The sequence below is a fragment of the Sphingomonas sp. BRN-1R genome (genome assembly GCF_057748035.1).
The window spans coordinates 4,174,362-4,190,303 of the sequence record NZ_CM173236.1 but is presented as its reverse complement, the minus strand read 5'-3'; the positions used below and the strand labels follow the sequence as shown (position 1 = coordinate 4,190,303).

Annotated in this window: 18 protein-coding genes; 14 read left to right on the top strand and 4 right to left on the bottom strand. The window is 69.7% G+C overall.

From position 1 onward, the window contains the following. Window positions 1-21 precede the first annotated feature (21 nt). Window positions 22-963, top strand: a complete 942-nt coding sequence (locus AC3ANX_RS19630) for a hypothetical protein (protein WP_488334897.1) — start codon at window positions 22-24, stop codon at window positions 961-963. Here the strand turns inward: AC3ANX_RS19630 and AC3ANX_RS19625 are convergent, their stop codons facing one another. Next, on the bottom strand, window positions 964-1,326 hold the full coding sequence (locus tag AC3ANX_RS19625; RefSeq protein ID WP_488334896.1) for a hypothetical protein: 363 nt from the start codon (window positions 1,324-1,326) through the stop codon (window positions 964-966). Further along, a complete protein-coding gene (locus tag AC3ANX_RS19620; protein WP_488334895.1) occupies window positions 1,323-2,021 on the bottom strand; it encodes an EI24 domain-containing protein in 699 nt (232 codons plus the stop codon). The genes AC3ANX_RS19625 and AC3ANX_RS19620 overlap by 4 nt, the downstream gene beginning before the upstream one ends. Window positions 2,022-2,112: 91 nt before the next feature. Between AC3ANX_RS19620 and AC3ANX_RS19615 the strand changes: the two genes are divergently transcribed. Both AC3ANX_RS19615 and AC3ANX_RS19610 read left to right on the top strand, forming a co-directional pair. Then, entirely contained in the window at window positions 2,113-3,111 is a 999-nt protein-coding gene (locus tag AC3ANX_RS19615; protein WP_488334894.1) for an adenosine kinase, read from the top strand. Between the two features lie 196 nt (window positions 3,112-3,307). Next, entirely contained in the window at window positions 3,308-4,396 is a 1,089-nt protein-coding gene (locus tag AC3ANX_RS19610) for an FUSC family protein (RefSeq protein ID WP_488334893.1), read from the top strand. A 131-nt stretch (window positions 4,397-4,527) separates the two neighbouring features. On the opposite strand, the gene pyk is transcribed toward AC3ANX_RS19610, so the two are convergent. Beyond that, on the bottom strand, window positions 4,528-5,985 hold the full coding sequence (gene pyk / locus AC3ANX_RS19605) for a pyruvate kinase (RefSeq protein ID WP_488334892.1): 1,458 nt from the start codon (window positions 5,983-5,985) through the stop codon (window positions 4,528-4,530). A gap of 71 nt (window positions 5,986-6,056) precedes the next feature. On the opposite strand from pyk, the gene AC3ANX_RS19600 reads away from it, so the two are divergent. The 6 genes from AC3ANX_RS19600 to ruvA all read left to right on the top strand — a co-directional run bounded on the left by AC3ANX_RS19600 (window position 6,057) and on the right by ruvA (window position 9,166). After that, the gene (locus tag AC3ANX_RS19600) at window positions 6,057-6,353 is read left to right on the top strand and encodes a DUF1244 domain-containing protein (protein WP_488334891.1); all 297 of its coding nucleotides are present in this window, start codon (window positions 6,057-6,059) and stop codon (window positions 6,351-6,353) included. Window positions 6,354-6,444: 91 nt separating this feature from the next. After that, window positions 6,445-6,684: a DUF2312 domain-containing protein gene (locus AC3ANX_RS19595; RefSeq protein ID WP_242148102.1), complete on the top strand. Its 240-nt coding sequence runs from the start codon at window positions 6,445-6,447 to the stop codon at window positions 6,682-6,684. Window positions 6,685-6,704: 20 nt separating this feature from the next. Next, on the top strand, window positions 6,705-7,244 hold the full coding sequence (locus tag AC3ANX_RS19590; protein ID WP_488334890.1) for a DUF1003 domain-containing protein: 540 nt from the start codon (window positions 6,705-6,707) through the stop codon (window positions 7,242-7,244). Between the two features lie 33 nt (window positions 7,245-7,277). Continuing rightward, complete coding sequence (locus AC3ANX_RS19585) at window positions 7,278-8,021, top strand: YebC/PmpR family DNA-binding transcriptional regulator (protein WP_488334889.1); 744 nt, start codon at window positions 7,278-7,280, stop codon at window positions 8,019-8,021. Window positions 8,022-8,034: 13 nt separating this feature from the next. Continuing rightward, a complete protein-coding gene (gene ruvC, locus AC3ANX_RS19580; RefSeq protein ID WP_488334888.1) occupies window positions 8,035-8,541 on the top strand; it encodes a crossover junction endodeoxyribonuclease RuvC in 507 nt (168 codons plus the stop codon). Between the two features lie 31 nt (window positions 8,542-8,572). Then, window positions 8,573-9,166 (top strand): Holliday junction branch migration protein RuvA, encoded by a 594-nt coding sequence (ruvA, locus tag AC3ANX_RS19575; RefSeq protein ID WP_488334887.1) that lies wholly within the window; start codon window positions 8,573-8,575, stop codon window positions 9,164-9,166. A 56-nt stretch (window positions 9,167-9,222) separates the two neighbouring features. Here ruvA and AC3ANX_RS19570 read toward each other — a convergent pair whose 3' ends face one another. Next, a complete protein-coding gene (locus AC3ANX_RS19570) occupies window positions 9,223-9,555 on the bottom strand; it encodes a UrcA family protein (protein ID WP_488334886.1) in 333 nt (110 codons plus the stop codon). 344 nt (window positions 9,556-9,899) lie between these two features. On the opposite strand from AC3ANX_RS19570, the gene AC3ANX_RS19565 reads away from it, so the two are divergent. From AC3ANX_RS19565 to AC3ANX_RS19545, 5 genes are all read left to right on the top strand, one after another. Further along, window positions 9,900-10,328 carry a hypothetical protein gene (locus tag AC3ANX_RS19565; RefSeq protein ID WP_488334885.1) on the top strand — a complete coding sequence of 143 codons (429 nt, stop codon included), beginning with the start codon at window positions 9,900-9,902 and terminating at the stop codon, window positions 10,326-10,328. 52 nt (window positions 10,329-10,380) lie between these two features. Beyond that, window positions 10,381-11,406 (top strand): Holliday junction branch migration DNA helicase RuvB, encoded by a 1,026-nt coding sequence (gene ruvB / locus AC3ANX_RS19560; protein ID WP_488334884.1) that lies wholly within the window; start codon window positions 10,381-10,383, stop codon window positions 11,404-11,406. Between the two features lie 123 nt (window positions 11,407-11,529). After that, on the top strand, window positions 11,530-13,797 hold the full coding sequence (gene ptsP, locus AC3ANX_RS19555; RefSeq protein ID WP_488334883.1) for a phosphoenolpyruvate--protein phosphotransferase: 2,268 nt from the start codon (window positions 11,530-11,532) through the stop codon (window positions 13,795-13,797). 114 nt (window positions 13,798-13,911) lie between these two features. Continuing rightward, entirely contained in the window at window positions 13,912-14,883 is a 972-nt protein-coding gene (locus tag AC3ANX_RS19550; protein ID WP_488334882.1) for a helix-turn-helix domain-containing protein, read from the top strand. Window positions 14,884-14,945: 62 nt separating this feature from the next. Next, window positions 14,946-15,941, top strand: coding sequence for a tetratricopeptide repeat protein (locus AC3ANX_RS19545; RefSeq protein WP_488334881.1), 996 nt, complete (start codon window positions 14,946-14,948; stop codon window positions 15,939-15,941). The last annotated feature ends 1 nt before the right edge of the window (window position 15,942 follow it).

The following is a 15,942-nucleotide window of genomic DNA, read 5'->3' as shown; positions in this document are numbered from 1 at the left end:
GTTCGACGGGAATAAGGTGACATGGATCAAACGCCGCCGAGCCCGACGGTTCCCGCCCGCAGAGCGGGCTGGCGGACGATCACCTTCCTCGCGATCCTGCTCGTGCTGGCGGGCGCGGGGGGTGCCTTCCTGCTGTTCCGCGCGTTCGGGCTCGGCCCCGCGCCCAAGACCGCGACGCTGACGCTCCCGGTCGGCAGCGATGCCGCCGGCCGCACGCAGGCGCCGGTGGTGATCGTGCCCGCCAAGGGCAGCGCACAGGGCTCCACGATCGATCTCGACGCACTCTCCTCGCGCGAGGCGGCGCTCTCGGCGCAACTCGACACGCTGGAGGAGCGCACCGCGGGCGTGGGCGCGGACGCACAGGCCGCCGCCGGCAATGCCGCGCGAGCGGAAGGCATGCTGATCGCCTTCGCCGCGCGCCGCGCGCTCGATCGCGGCGTCCCGCTCGGCTATCTGGAGGAGCGGTTGCGCTTCCGCTTCGGGGCGAGTCAGCCGGGCGCGGTCGCGACGATCGTACAGGCGGCGCGCGAGCCGATGACACTCGACGATCTGCGCTTCAAGCTCGATGCGAGCGGACCGGATCTGGTGACGGGCGGCTTGCGCGGCGGCATCGTCGCGAGCTTCCGGCGTGAGCTGACGCACCTCGTCTCGCTGCACCGCGCCGGCACGCCCTCGACGCTGCCTGCGGACCGCTTCGCGCGCGCGCGGCGGCTGGTTGAAAGCGGGCGGGTCGAGGCGGCTCTGGGCGAAGTCGCGCGGCTGCCCGGCGCGCCCGATGCCGGCCACTGGACCGACGCAGCGCGCCGCTATGTCGATGCGCGCCACGCGCTCGACCTGCTCGAATGGGCGGCGCTCGCGGGGCAGGCGGCCGGCACGGTCGCGCCTCCCCCGGTTCGCCCCGCTCAGCCGGTGTCCGCGCCAACGCCTCAGCCGACGCCCACGCCGACCACCGCCGCGCGGTAGCTACTTCCGCTTGCCGATCTGAAGCGCGCCGACGCAGCTCGCCCGGTCGATCGGGCTGCCGTCGGCCTGACGCGCGTCGACATAGGTGACGACCGGCTCGGCCCTGCCCTTGGGGTAGAGATAGGCGTCGAGCACGCACGTCGCGTTGCCATATTGCAGTTTGCGCGCATCGCCCTCGCGGACATCCGCGATCGGCGCGCCGAACATCGCGTTGAGCGCCGGCCCGGTCTGCCCCATCACCCGTTCGAGCAGCGGCCCGCCGCGCGGCATCGCCATCGTCGTCGCCGGGCGTGCCGCCGGCACGACGCCGGTGGTGCAGCCGCCGAGCGCCGCCGCCCCCAGCAGCATCGCGGTCCGTTTCATGTCGTCCTCCCGTGGAACAGATGCGTCGCCATCGCCGCCCCCAGCACGGGCGCGGCGAGATTGAGGATCGGAACCATGAACAGCCCGGTGCCCGCAAGCCCCAGCGTGAAGCGTTCGAGCGCGGTCGCCTTGCGCCAGTCTCGCATCGCCGCAGGCGGCAGATGCCGCGCGGCGACCATCTCGCCGAGATCGCGCCCGAGCAGCCAGCCGTTGACGACGAGGAACAGCGCGAGCGTGCCCACCCCCGTCACCAGCAGCACGATATAGAGCGGCAGCACGACGAGGTTGACGAGCACCGCGCGCAGCCCCGACGCCAGACCCATCAGGCTCGCCCGACCGATGCCGACATGCCGCGCCTGCGCGAGCGCCTCCGGATAATGTTTGCGCTCGACCGCGACGACGATCTCCTCGACGAACACCATCAGCACGCCTATCGCGATCGCCCGGAACAGCAGCCAGCCGGCCGCGAACACCGCGAGCAGCGCAGCGAAACCGGCGAGCGCGGACAGCCAGCCGTCCGCCCCTTGCGTCGCCGCCACTCCCTGCGTCCACCACCACGCGCCCCCGCCGAGCAACGCGAACAGCACGAAGGTGATCGCGAGCGATTTGGCGAACACGAGGAGAAACGCGCGGTCGCCGAACTGGCCGATCGAGAGGAAGAAGGCGCGCACCATGTGCCTGTCGTGCGTCGGCACGGCGCCCGCGTCAATCCGATCGGCATGGGCGGTTGCGCTCGACGGCGGCGCGCCTTACCCCGCACGCTTTCAGGTTCCCACGGAGAATATCTTGAGCGCCCCAACTTACGACGTCGTCGCGATCGGCAATGCCATCGTCGACGTGCTTGCCCAGGCCACCGACGATTTCATCGTCGAAGCAGGGATGAACAAGGGCTCGATGGCGCTGGTGTTCTCGCCCGAGGAAGCCGACGCGCTCTACGCCAAGATGGGGCCGGGGATAGAGGCGAGCGGCGGTTCGGCGGCGAACACGGTCGCGGGCATCGCCGCGCTCGGCGGCAAGTGCGGCTTCATCGGCCAGGTCGCGGGCGACGAGCTGGGGCAGATCTTCGCGCACGACATCCGCTCGGTCGGCATCGACTTCACCACGCCTGCGCGCGACGGCGAGCCGACCACCGCGCGCTGCCTGATCTTTGTGACGCCCGATGGGCAGCGCACGATGAACACCTTCCTCGGCGCGTCGCAATATCTGCCCGAGGCCGCGCTCGACCGCGAGATGATCGCCGCCGGTGCGATCCTGTACCTCGAAGGCTATCTGTGGGATCCCGAGGAGCCGCGCGCCGCAATGCGCGCCGCGATCGAGATTTCGCGCAAGGCCGGGCGCAAGGTCGCCTTCACGCTGTCCGACACGTTCTGCATCGGCCGTCACGGCGGCGACTTCCGCGATCTCATGGCCAAGGGCCTGATCGACATCATGTTCGCCAACGAGGCCGAGCTGCTCGCGCTGATGGGCACCGAGGATTTCGAGGCGGCGGTTTCGGCCGCATCGGCACAGGTGCCGACGTTGGTGGTGACGCGCGGGGCCGAGGGCGCAATCGCAGTCTCGGCCGGGCAGCGCGTCAGCGTCGCCGCCGAGCCGATCGCGCGCGTGGTCGACACCACCGGTGCCGGCGATCTGTTCGCGGCGGGGTTCCTGCACGGGCAGGCGCAGGGCTTCGGGCTGGAGCGGTCGCTGCGGCTCGGTGCGCTGTGCGCGGCGGAGATCATCTCGCATTACGGCGCGCGCGCGCAGGTCGACCTCAAGGCGCTGACCGCACAGAAGCTGGGGTAAAAAGGGCGGCGGGTGTTATGTCGAGAGGTATGACGCCCGAGCCTCTCCGTCTTCTGTGGTTCCCCGGCGAAGCCTGTCCTGAGCGGCTGGCTTTGCCAGCCAGCCGAAGGGGCCGGGGTCCGGTCGGGAGGGCCCCGGTTACGAAGCGCAGCGTTCGTTTACGCCCGTTCCGTAACCGGATCCCGGCCTTCGCTTCGTGAGAGTCACATTCGCCAGCCTGCGCAACCGCATCGACGCGCGCGCGATCGACGAGGTCGAATGCGTCGCGTCGGTGCTGCTCGCGATCCTCGTCGCGCACGTCCTTGGCGCGACCAACGTGTCGTGGGCGGCGTTCTCCGGCTATATGGTGATGCGCGGGCACGTCGGTGAGACGGTGCAGCGCGGCATTCTGCGCATCGTCGGCACGCTTGCCGGCGGGCTGATCGCGCTGGCGGCGATCCCGACGATCGCGCCGCACTGGCCGCTCGCCGCGCTCGGCATCCTCGTCATCGGCACGGTCACGCTGTACAAGGCGATCACCGCCAGGCGCGCCTATGCGTGGCTGTTCGTCGGCCTTACCTTCGCGATGGTGCTGTACGACGCGCTGCATGATCCCCAGATCCCGCTTGGGCGTTTCGTGCGGACGCGCATTCTCGAAACCAGCGCGGGCACGTTGGCCTGCATGGCGGTCAGCCTGCTGTCGACGCTGACGTTGCGCCGCGTCTGGCCCGCCGTGCGCAACGCCGCGCCCGGAGTCGACGGGTGGAGCCGGGTCGCCGCGCGCCACGCGGCGCAGGGCGGCGTCGCGCTCGCCCTGCTCGTGGCCGTGTCGGCATGGACCGACGTGCCCGCGCTGTCGGGCGGCGCGATCACGATCATGGCGGTGATGCTGGTGCCGGTCGCCGGGATCGGTGCGAGCGGTTTCGTGCCGGTAAGCTGGCGGCTGTTCTACCGCTTCGTCGGCGGCCTCGCCGGGGCGGCCTTCGCGGCGGCGATCCTGTTCGCGGCGCATGGCGTGGCGGCGGTACTCGTCCTCGGCACCGCGCTCGGTGTCACGATCGGCCGCCATATCGAGAACGGCGATCACGCCTATCGCTACATGGGCACGCAGTTCACGCTCGCCGTACTGGTGACTTTGGTGCCCGACAGCTATGCCACGGCGGCGATCACGCCCGGGCTGGAGCGGCTGGCGGGCACGCTGGTCGGGATGGCGGTGATCGAGCCGGTGCTGCTGGTCTGGCATCTGCTCGCGCCCGCCCGGGCGCGGCGCGGCGAGGCGGCGCGCGGGGAGATCGGCGGGGTGTGAGCCTCGCCTGCCCAGGAGGGAAAGAGCGCATCGCCCGCCACGGGCAAAGCCCGTGTCGTCGGACGCGGCTTCGCCGCGCCGGCCGGACTTGCGCGTCGCTCACGCGACCGCGGCGCAGCGTGCGCCGCTCGCTAGCTCGTATACCCCTTCAGTTCGTCGCCGACGACGCGGACGACATGCAGCACGTTGGTCGAACCCGGCGTGCCGAACGGGACGCCCGCCATGATGATGAGCCGGTCGCCCGCCTTGGCGAGGCCGTGGCGCAGCGCCATCCGCTTCGACTTGGACACCATCTCCTCGAACGAGCCGACATCCTTGGTGTGGACCGCATAGGCGCCCCACAACAGCCCGGAGCGGCGCGCCGTCTCGGGCTTGGGGGTGAGCACCATCAGTGGCACGCTCGGCCGTTCGCGCGCGACGCGGCGCGCGGTCGAGCCCGAGGTGGTGAAGCAGATGATCGCCGCCGCGCCGACCGTCTCGGCGATATTCTTCGCGGCTTCCGCCAGCGCGTCGGCGGTGGTCGGATCGGGTCGCATCACGGTGAAGTGGATGCGGTCGCCGTGGGTGGGATCGCGTTCGACCGAGTTGCCGATCGCGTCCATCATCGCGACCGATTCGGTCGGCCACGCGCCCGAGGCGCTTTCCGCCGACAGCATGATCGCATCCGCGCCGTCGTAGATCGCGGTCGCCACGTCCGACACTTCCGCGCGCGTCGGCGAGGGCGAGGTGATCATCGATTCGAGCATCTGCGTCGCCACCACGACCGGGCGGCCGAGCCGGCGCGACACTTCGATGATGCGTTTCTGCAAGGGCGGCACCGTCTCCGGCGGCAGCTCGACGCCGAGATCGCCGCGCGCGACCATCACGCCGTCGCACATCTCGACGATCTCTTCGAGCCGCTCGATCGCGGAGGGCTTCTCGATCTTGGCCAGCAAGGCCGCGCGCCCTTCGATCAGCTTGCGCGCCTCGGCGAGATCCTCGGGGCGCTGCACGAACGACAGCGCGATCCAGTCGACGCCCTGATCGCACGCGAAGGCGAGATCGCTGCGGTCCTTCTCGGTCAGCGCCGCCATCGGCACCACCACGTCGGGCACGTTGAGGCCCTTGTTGTTCGACAGCATGCCGCCGACGATCACCTCGGTCACGATCCGGTCGGAATCATGCTCGGTCACGCGCAGCACCAGCTTGCCGTCGTCGAGCAGCAGCCGCGCGCCCACCTCGATCGCGGCGAAGATCTCGCGGTGCGGCAGTTCGGCGCGGGTCGCGTCGCCCGGCTCGGACGATCGGTCGAGGATGAAGGTCGACCCTGTCACCAGCTCGACCTTGCCGTCGGCGAACTTGCCGACGCGCAGCTTCGGCCCCTGAAGGTCGGCGAGGATCGTGGTCGGGCGGCGGTAGGTCTTCTCCATCGCGCGAATCGCCGCGATCACCGCGATCTTCGACTGCTGGTCGCCGTGGCTCATGTTGATGCGGAACGCGTCGGCGCCCGCCTCGTACAGCGCGGCGATCTTCTCGGGGCTGCTGCTCGCCGGCCCGAGCGTGGCGAGGATGCGGACTTTGCGCATGCGCGCGCGGATGGTCTTGGTCATGAAGTGTCCCATCGGTTGGCGCGTGACGCTCTAGGCCATATGTACCGTGGATCAACCACGGAAAGATACGCATGATACCACTCGACGCACTCGACGACCGGATCGCGGCAGCCGCGTTCCGCCGGCTGGTCGAACACCTGCGCCACCGCAGCGACGCGCAGAACGTCGATCTGATGGGGCTCGCCGGCTTCTGCCGCAACTGCCTGGGCGATTGGGTGGCCGAGGCGAGCGAGGGCGCGCTCGACAAGGAGGCCGGGCGCGCGACCGTGTACGGCATGCCGTACGCGCAGTGGAAGGCCGAGCATCAGACCGCCGCGACGCCTGAGCAGATCGCGCGCATGAACGAGAGCATTGCGAAGAACGCTTGATCGCACGGGCGTGATCTCGGGGGGTGACGGGCGGTTCCGGCTCGCCTAAAGGCGCTCGCTTTCAGCCATTCATACCTTCCGGGGAATCACCATGAGCGAGTCCATCGCCGCCGACCAGCTTCGCCTTCTCATCGAGCGTATCGAGCGCCTCGAGGAAGAAAAGAAGGGCATCGCCGATGACATCAAGGACGTGTACGGCGAGGCCAAGTCGACCGGCTTCGACGTGAAGACGATTCGCACCATCGTGCGCCTGCGCAAGATGGAGAAGCACCACCGCGATGAGGCGGAGATGCTGCTCGAAACCTACAAGCAGGCGCTCGGCCTGGCCTGAACGCACGCGGGGATCCGGCGATGAGCGACCACCACATCGCCGATCTCGCGCAGCGGCTGCTCGGCAAGCCGAGCAGCGCGCTCGACGCGGAGGAACTGCGCGTCCTCGCCGGTATCGATGCGCGCACCACCGTCAGCCGCGATGCGGCCGACGAGGCGGATGCGCGATCGAGCTTCGGCGACCGGCTGGCCGATCAGGTCGCCGCGGTCGGCGGATCGTGGGGCTTCATCATCGCCTTTTCGGTGGTGCTGTTCGGATGGATGCTGCTCAATTCGGACGTGCTCGCGCATTTCGGCGCGGCGTTCGACCCGTATCCGTACATCTTCCTCAACCTGATGCTGTCGACGCTCGCCGCGGTGCAGGCGCCTATCATCATGATGAGCCAGAATCGCCAGGCCGCGAAGGACCGGGTCGCCGCCAGCCTCGATTACGAGACCAACCTGCGCGCCGAGCTGGAGATCCTGCGGCTGCACGAAAAGCTCGACGCGGTGGTGATCGCGCGGCTCGACGCGATCGACGCGAAGCTCGACAGGTTGGCAAGCGCCGCTCCGCAAGCCTAGAAGCGGGCAAGACCGCAAAGCTAAGAGAGATCCATGGCAGGCCATTCCAAGTTCAAGAACATCATGCACCGCAAGGGTGCGCAGGATAAGAAGCGTTCGGGCATGTTCTCGAAGCTCAGCCGCGAGATCACCGTCGCGGCGAAGATGGGCCTGCCCGATCCCGACATGAACCCGCGCCTGCGCATGGCGATCAACGCCGCCAAGGCGCAGTCGATGCCCAAGGACAATATCCAGCGCGCGATCGACAAGGCATCGAAGGGCGATACCGAGAATTACGAGGAAATCCGCTACGAAGGCTTCGGCCCCGGCGGCGTTTCGCTCATCATCGAGGCGCTTTCGGACAATCGCAACCGCACCGCCACCAACGTGCGCACCGCCGTGTCGAAGAACGGCGGCAACCTCGGCGCGAGCGGTTCGGTGAGCCATGCGTTCGACCGCGTCGGCCTCATCAACTACGGCGCGCAAGCGGGCGATGCCGAGAAGGTGTTCGAGGCGGCGCTGGAAGCGGGCGCCGAGGACGTGACGTCGAGCGAGGACGGCCACGAGATCTGGACGGCGCAGGCCGATCTGCACGAGGTCGTCAAGGCGCTCACCCCCGTGCTCGGCGAGCCCGAAGGCGCCAAGCTCGCGTGGAAGCCGCAGACGATGGTCGAGGTCGGCGAGGACGATGCGGCGTTGCTGTTCAAGCTGATCGACACGCTTGACGACGATGACGACGTGCAGACCGTGTGGGGCAATTACGAAGTGTCCGACGCAGTGATGGAGAAGCTGGGTTGATGATTCTCCCGGCATGATCATCCTCGGTCTCGATCCCGGCCTCGGCACGACCGGCTGGGGCGTGATCCGCGCCGATGGCAACCGGCTGAGCCACATCGCCAACGGCCAGATCCGCACCGATCCGTCGACGCCGCTGCCGCGCCGGCTCGCCAACCTCCATGCCGCGCTGCTCGACGTGATCCGCGCCGAGAAGCCCGACGGCGCGGCGGCGGAGGAGGTGCTCGGCAACAGCAACGCGCAATCGACGCTCAAGCTGGGGCAGGCGCGCGGGGTGGTACTGCTCGCCGCTGCCGGGGCCGGGCTGGTGATCGGCGAATATCACCCGAGCGTGGTCAAGAAGGCGGTGGTCGGCACCGGCGGGGCGGACAAGAAGCAGATCCAGGCGATGGTCGCGCGGCTGCTGCCGGGCGTGCAGTTGACCGGCCCCGATGCGGCCGATGCGCTGGCGGTGGCGATCACGCACGCGCATCACGTCGCGAGCGCCGCCGGCCTCGCCCGCCGGGTGCAGGCGCAGGCGTGACGCGGCGCGCGCAATCGCTTACGGCCGCGCGATGATCGCGCACCTCAAAGGCCGGCTGGACGAGACCGGCATCGACTTTGCCATCATCGACGTCGGCGGCGTCGGCTATATGGTCGGCGCGTCGGCGCGCACGCTGGCGGCGATCGGCCCGGTCGGCGAGGCGGTGACGCTGCATACCGAGATGCTGGTGGGGGAGGATTTCATCCGCCTCGTTGGCTTCGCGACCTCGGGCGAACGCGATTCGTTCCGGCTGCTCACCGGCGTGCAGGGGGTCGGCGCGCGGGTCGCGCTGGCGATCCTGTCGGCGCTCGATCCGGCCGAACTCGCGCGGGCAATCTCGGCGCAGGACAAGGCGATGGTGGCGCGCGCCAACGGCGTCGGCCCCAAGCTCGCCGAGCGGATCGTGCGTGAGTTGAAGGACAAGGTCGGCGGCATCGCCTTCGTGGGCGCGACGCCGGTGGCGGCGCCGGTCGGTTCGGGCGCGGATGCGGTGTCGGCGCTGCTCAACCTCGGCTTCCGCCCCGCCGAGGCGTCGAATGCGGTCGCGGCGGCGGAGGAGGAACTGGGCGCAGGCGCCACGCTCGACGCGCTGGTGCGGCTCGCGCTGCGCAGGGCTGCGAAATAGCGGCTGCGAAGGAGCGGATCGGCCGACCGGCGCGCGCCAGCCGGCCGATCGCCGGGTCAGCGGCCCGCGCCGCCGCTCCAACGGCTGGTCAGCTGCGCCATCGCATCGGCATAGCTGTCGTGGAAGCACTGCGAGCGACGCACCGACTGGCGATACTCGCTCAGACTGCGCTCGTCGGAGCCGCAGGCGGCTTCGGCCGCCTTGGCGATGCGGAACTGCACCATCTTCTGTTCCTGCGGCGTGGTCGGCTGCGCGATATTGCCGACGCGGACGCTTGTCATCACGTCGATCGGATCGGCGAAGGCTGGCGTGACCGCCACCGCGCCGAGGATCGCGCCCGAGAGCGCGATGGTGCGGCCGAACGCCGCGGTCCTGGACATGCCGGACATTGTCATAGTCTCCTGCGCGCCGCTGCTATACAGTGCTGGTAAGGCGGCGAGGCAAGCCTCGTCCCCATGTCACCCGCCGCCCGCGACGCATGGGTCCGCGGCTGTTCCATGGAACTGGTGACAGGCCCTTTACGCCTGCCGCAGCCTTGGGGGCAAGTGCGTGAGGGTCTGCGACAAACCCTTGCTTGAACGCGATAAAAAGCGGCGGGACGTCACCGCAGTGCAGCAATCGGGATTATAGTGGCGCTATGTCGATTCTGTCGAAGCCGCTTTGCGCATTTTTGGGCCATCGCCGCGCGCGGCGACGGGTTTGGAACGATGGTGTCGACCTGCGCGCGCCGTGCGTGCGGTGCGACACCCCGCTCATCCGCACCGCCGATCGCGGCTGGCGTCCGTTCCGGCCCGAGGACGCGCATCCCGACCGGGTCAGCCGTGAAGCCTATCGCGACCAGATGAAGCGCGAAACCGCGCTGAGCGCGGCGAGCGCGGACGAGCCCGAACACTGGGCGCGCGAACTGATCGCGGCATTCGGTGCGCCCGGTGGGATCATCGATCCGACGACGCTGTTCGACCGGCTCACCGCCGCGCTAGCGAGCGACCCGGCGTTCGCGGCGGCGGTCGCGTCAGGGCGGCTCGACGCCGAGGCGCGGCTGGTGGTCGGGGCCGAGGCGGCGCGGCTGCTCGGCGCGAACCGGCCGCTGCCCGCGCAGTTCGCCGATCCGCTGGCGCGCTATCTGCACGCCCGCGCGCAAACGGTGCGGGAGATCGCCTGATCGTCACGTTGCCCGCTCGACACGGGCGGCGGTGAACAGGTAGGGAACGGCGATGGACGATGCCGACCGCCTGCTTGCCCCGACGCGCCGCGCCGAAGACGTGGACGCCGCGCTGCGCCCCAAATCGCTCGACGATTTCGTCGGGCAGAAGGCGGCGCGCGAGAATCTGCGCGTGTTCATCCAGGCAGCGCGGGCGCGTGGCGACGCGCTCGACCATGTGCTGTTCTTCGGGCCGCCGGGGCTGGGCAAGACCACGCTCGCGCAGATCATCGCGCGCGAGATGGGGGTGGGGTTCCGCGCGACGTCCGGCCCGGTGATCGCCAAGTCTGGCGATCTCGCCGCGCTCCTTACTAATCTCGAGGACGGCGATGTGCTGTTCATCGACGAGATCCACCGCCTGCAACCCGCGGTCGAGGAGGTGCTGTACCCGGCGATGGAGGACCGCGCGCTCGATCTGATGATCGGCGAGGGGCCATCGGCGCGATCGGTGCGGATCGACCTGCCGCGCTTCACCCTCGTCGGCGCGACGACGCGGCAGGGGCTGCTCACCCAGCCGCTGCGCGATCGCTTCGGTATTCCGGTGCGGCTGACCTTCTACACCGTCGACGAACTCGAGCGCGTCGTCACGCGCGCGGCGGCGCTGCTCGGGCTGGCGGTGTCGCCCGACGGCGCACGCGAGGTGGCGCGGCGTTCGCGCGGCACGCCGCGCATCGCCGGGCGGCTGCTGCGCCGCGTGCGCGACTTCGCGCATGCCGCCGGGCATGACGTGGTCGATGCACGCTCGGCGGACGGCGCGCTCAACCGGCTGGAGGTCGACGCGCTCGGGCTCGACGCGATGGACCGGCGTTACCTCATGATGATCGCCGATATCTATCGCGGCGGCCCGGTCGGCGTCGAGACGCTGGCGGCGGGCCTGAGCGAACCGCGCGACACGATCGAGGAGGTGATCGAGCCGTACCTGATCCAGCTCGGTCTGGTCGCGCGCACCGCGCGCGGGCGCTGCCTCAACGCGGGCGGCTGGAAGCACCTCGGCCTCAACCCGCCCGCCGGCAGCCAGGACGGTCTGTTCGACCAGTAATCGTGCTGCATTGCGCGCGCCGCACGAAGATGTGGCGAAGTTAAAAACCACGCGGGAAGTATTTTTCCCGATTGTGCGCCGCAAGATGGACGTGCGTCATGTCGGTCTGATAGCGACTCAGCCATGCTCACGGCTGTCGCCTCCGCCCGCGAAATCCTCGTTCGCCTCCATGACGTGATGGCGTCGCGCAACCCGGCGCAGGCCAAGCTCAATTCGGTGGTGCAGATCGTCGGCGAGGCGATGTCGAGCGAGGTGTGTTCGATCTATCTTCTGCGCGACGGCGTGCTCGAACTGTTCGCCACGCGCGGGCTCGCGCAGGAGGCGGTGCACGTCACCACGCTGGCGCCGGGCGAGGGGCTGGTCGGCACGATCGCGCAGAATGTCGAGACGCTCAACCTGGACGAGGCCGCCGCGCATCCGGACTTCGTGTATCGGCCGGAAACGGGCGAGGACAAATATCACAGTTTCGCGGGCGTGCCGATCATCCGGCGCGAACGCGCGGTGGGCGTGCTGTGCGTGCAGCATGCCGATCCGCACCGCTATGACGATGTCGAGATCGAGGCGTTGCAGACGGTGGCGATGGTGCTGTCCGAACTGATCGCCAACGCCGATCTGGTCGATGGCGCGGGCGCTGCATCGACGCGAGTCCAGTCGACCGCGCCGATCCGCATTCAAGGCCTCAAGCTGGTCGACGGCATGGCGAGCGGATATGCGGTGTATCACCAGCCGCGCATCACCGTCGAACATACCGTCGCCGAGGATGTCGAGGCCGAGCGCCACCGCGTCTATGCCGCGTTCGACAAGATGCGCGAGCAGATCGAGCGCATCCAGCGCGAGGCCGAGTTCGGCGTGGGCGGCGAGCATGAGGAGGTGCTCGAGACCTACAAGATGTTCGCCTATGACGAAGGCTGGGCGCGGCGCATCAACGAGGCGATCGACAGCGGGCTGACCGCGGAAGCCGCGATCGAGCGCGTGCAGCAGCGCACCCGCATGCGGATGCGTCAGATCGACGATCCGCTGCTGGCCGATCGGATGCACGATCTTGAGGATCTGTCGAACCGGCTGCTGCGCATCGTCTCGGGCCAGCTCGGCACCGCCGCGCAGATGGGCCTCAGGCAGGATACGATCCTGATCGCGCGCAACCTCGGCCCGGCCGAACTGCTCGAATATGATCGCCGCCGGCTGAAGGGCGTGGTGCTGGAGGAAGGTTCGCTCACCGCGCATGTCACCATCGTCGCGCGTGCGATGGGGGTGCCGGTGCTCGGCCGCGTCAAGAGCGTGCGGCGGCTGATCGGCGAGGGCGATGCGCTGTTGCTCGACGTGACTGCGGGCAACGTCTTCGCGCGGCCCTCCGGCGCCATGGAGGAGGCGTTCGAGGCGCGGTTGCAGGCGCGGCAGAAGCGCCGCGCGGTGTTCGCCTCGCTCAAGAACGAGCTGCCGATCACGATGGACGGCCACCGCGTCACGGTGATGGTCAACGCCGGGCTCCGCGACGACGTCGCCGCGCTCGACCTGACCGGCGCGGACGGGATCGGGCTGTTCCGCACCGAATTCCAGTTCCTCGTCTCCTCAACCCTCCCCGCGCGCGAGCGGCAGCAGCGGCTGTACCGCGACGTGCTGGAGGCGGCGGGCGAGCGGCCGGTGATCTTCCGCACGGTCGATATCGGCGGCGACAAGGCTTTGCCCTATCTCGCCAAGGAGGAGGACGAGGAGAATCCGGCGATGGGCTGGCGCGCGATCCGGCTCGGGCTCGAGCGCTCCGGTCTGATGAAGGCGCAGGCGCGCGCGCTGCTGGAGGCGGCGGCGGGGCGCACGCTCAACGTGATGTTCCCGATGGTGTCGGAACCGTGGGAGTTCGAGGAAGCGCGCGCGTTGTTCGAGGCGCAGCGCGAATGGCTGGCGCGGCGCGGGCGGATGATGCCGAGCGCGATCCGCTACGGTGCGATGCTGGAGGTGCCGGCTTTGGCGGAGCAGCTCGACCTGCTGCTGCCCCAGCTCGATTTCCTGTCGGTCGGCACCAACGACCTGACCCAGTTCCTGTTCGCCGCCGATCGCGCCAATCCCAAGCTCGCCGAACGCTACGACTGGCTGAGCGCGGCGATCCTGCGCTTCCTCGCGCGGCTGGTCGCGCCGACGCGGGCGGCGGGCGTGCAGCTCGGCGTGTGCGGCGAGATGGGCGGCCGCACGCTGGAGGCGATGGCGCTGATCGGCATCGGCATCGACCGTCTGTCGATCACCCCGGCGGCGGTCGGCCCGATTAAGGCGATGGTGCGCTCGCTCGATCATGCCGCGCTCACCGCGCACATGGCGGGCCTGCTGGCGGCGCCCCCGCGTGACATGCGCGCTGCGCTGCTCGAATGGGCCACTGAAAAGGGCGTCGAACTGGCGTAAAACGCGGGTTGCCGGTGGCGCGGGGCGTTGCGCTGGCCCGTGCGCTGGTGCAACAGCGGGATCGTTACGCGCAGGTCGACCACGGGCCGCAACCGCCTGCGCCGGAGAGAGTGAATGACCGACGCCGATCCTCCGGTGGAACCGGCCAAGCCGATCTCGACCACCCCCGGAGCACGCCTGCGCGAAGCGCGCGAGGCGCAGGGGTTGTCGCTCGACGAAGTCGCCGCGCGCACCCGCGTGCCGCTGCGCCAGCTCGAGGCGATCGAGGAGGGCAATTACGCGGCGCTGCCGTCGATCACCTATTCGGTCGGCTTCGCCAAAGCCTATGCGCGGGCGGTCGGGCTGGATGAGGTCGCCATAGCGCGCGACGTGCGGGGCCAGAACGTCCACCAGCCGGCAGTGCGCCGCACCGAATATATCCCGTACGAGCCCGACGAGCCCCGGCGCGAGCCGACCGGCCTGGTCGCGGTGATCGGCGTCGCGCTCGCGCTGCTGCTGCTGATCGCCGCGGGGCTGTGGTTCGGCACCACCTGGTTCCGCGGCGAGAGTGGCACGCCTGCCGCCAGCCCGACTGCCGATGCGAGCGCGGGCGCGGTGCCCGAGGCGCCCGCCACCCCGGCGGCGGCGCAAGGAGGGCAGGTCGTCCTCACCGCGACCGACGACGTGTGGCTGCGCATCTACGACGCGAGCGGCACGGTGCATGAGAGCACGATGAAGCCGGGCGAGACGTACACCGTCCCGCAGGACAAGCCGGGGCTGATGATCAACATCGGCCGGCCCGACAAGCTGAAGGTCACGATCAACGGCAGCGCGGTGCCGCCGCTCGGCGACGGTCATGTCGCGATCAAGGACGTGCCGATCGGTGCCGCCGCGCTGCTCGCGCGCGGCACGCCCGCCGCCGCGACTTCGCAGGCAACGCCCACCGCAGCCGCGACGCATGCCGCGCGGCCGACCGCCCACGCGTCGCCGCGCCACCATGAACCGGTCGAGCCTGGCGCGGTGACGACGCTCAACATCGCCGCACCGGCCGCGCAGGCTCCTGCCGCCACGCCGCCGCCGGCGCCCGCCGCGACGCCCGCGCCTTAAGGCTGGCGACAGGCGGTGCGGCTTAGCTATAGCGGCACGGGATGGTTTGCGGGGAAATGACGATGCGGAAGCACTTGGTGGCGTTGGTCCTGCTGGCGAGCAGCGCGCTCGGCGCGATGCCGGCGGCGGCGCAGTCCGGCATCGAGGGACGGGTCGGCCGGCTCGAAAGCGAAATGCGCGCGGTGCAGCGCAAGGTGTTCCCCGGCGGCGGTGGCCAGTATCTCGAGCCCGAGATCAAGCCGTCCAGTCCCGAGGACAGCCCCGGCACCCCCGCGAGCAGCCCGCTGGCGGACCTCAGCACCCGCGTCAACGCGCTGGAAAGCCAGCTCAGCACCGTCACCGGCTCGATCGAGACGACGCAGCACCGGCTGCAGGTGCTGGAGGATGCGTTCAACGCGTACAAGCGCACCACCGACGCGCGGCTGAAGGCACTGGAGGACACCGCCGCCTCGACCGGCGGCGGGGCAGGGGCAGGGGCCGGATCGCCCGCGCCGATCGCGGGCGCGGATGACAGTGCGCCGCCGCCGCGCGCCGGTGGCAAGGGGTCGGGCGTCAAGCAGCCCACCGCCCGCCCGGCCAAGACCGCCGACGGCGACAACACTCCGCCGACCACCGATCCGTCGCGCCAGCAGCAGATCGCCGCGCTGCAACGCCCCAAGACCGGCGACGAAGCCGAAGACACCTACCTCTATGGCTACCGGCTGTGGCAGGCGCATCTCTATCCGGAGGCGGAGGAACAGTTCAAACGCGTCACTGGAACCTATCCCAAGCACAAGCGCGCCAGCTACGCGCAGAACCTGCTCGGCCGCTCGTACCTCGAAGACGGCAAGCCCTCGCTCGCCAGCCTCGCCTTCTACGACAATTACAAGAAATGGCCGGATGGCGAGCGTGCGCCCGACAGCCTCTATTATCTCGGCCAGTCGCTGGTGAAGCTCGGCAAGCCGGCCGCCGACGTGTGCAAGGTCTATCGCGAGCTGGACGATGTCTATGGCGCGAAGCTGAGCGACGCGATGCGCGCCGACGTGACGCGCGCCAAGGCGCAGTCGAAATGCTCCTGAT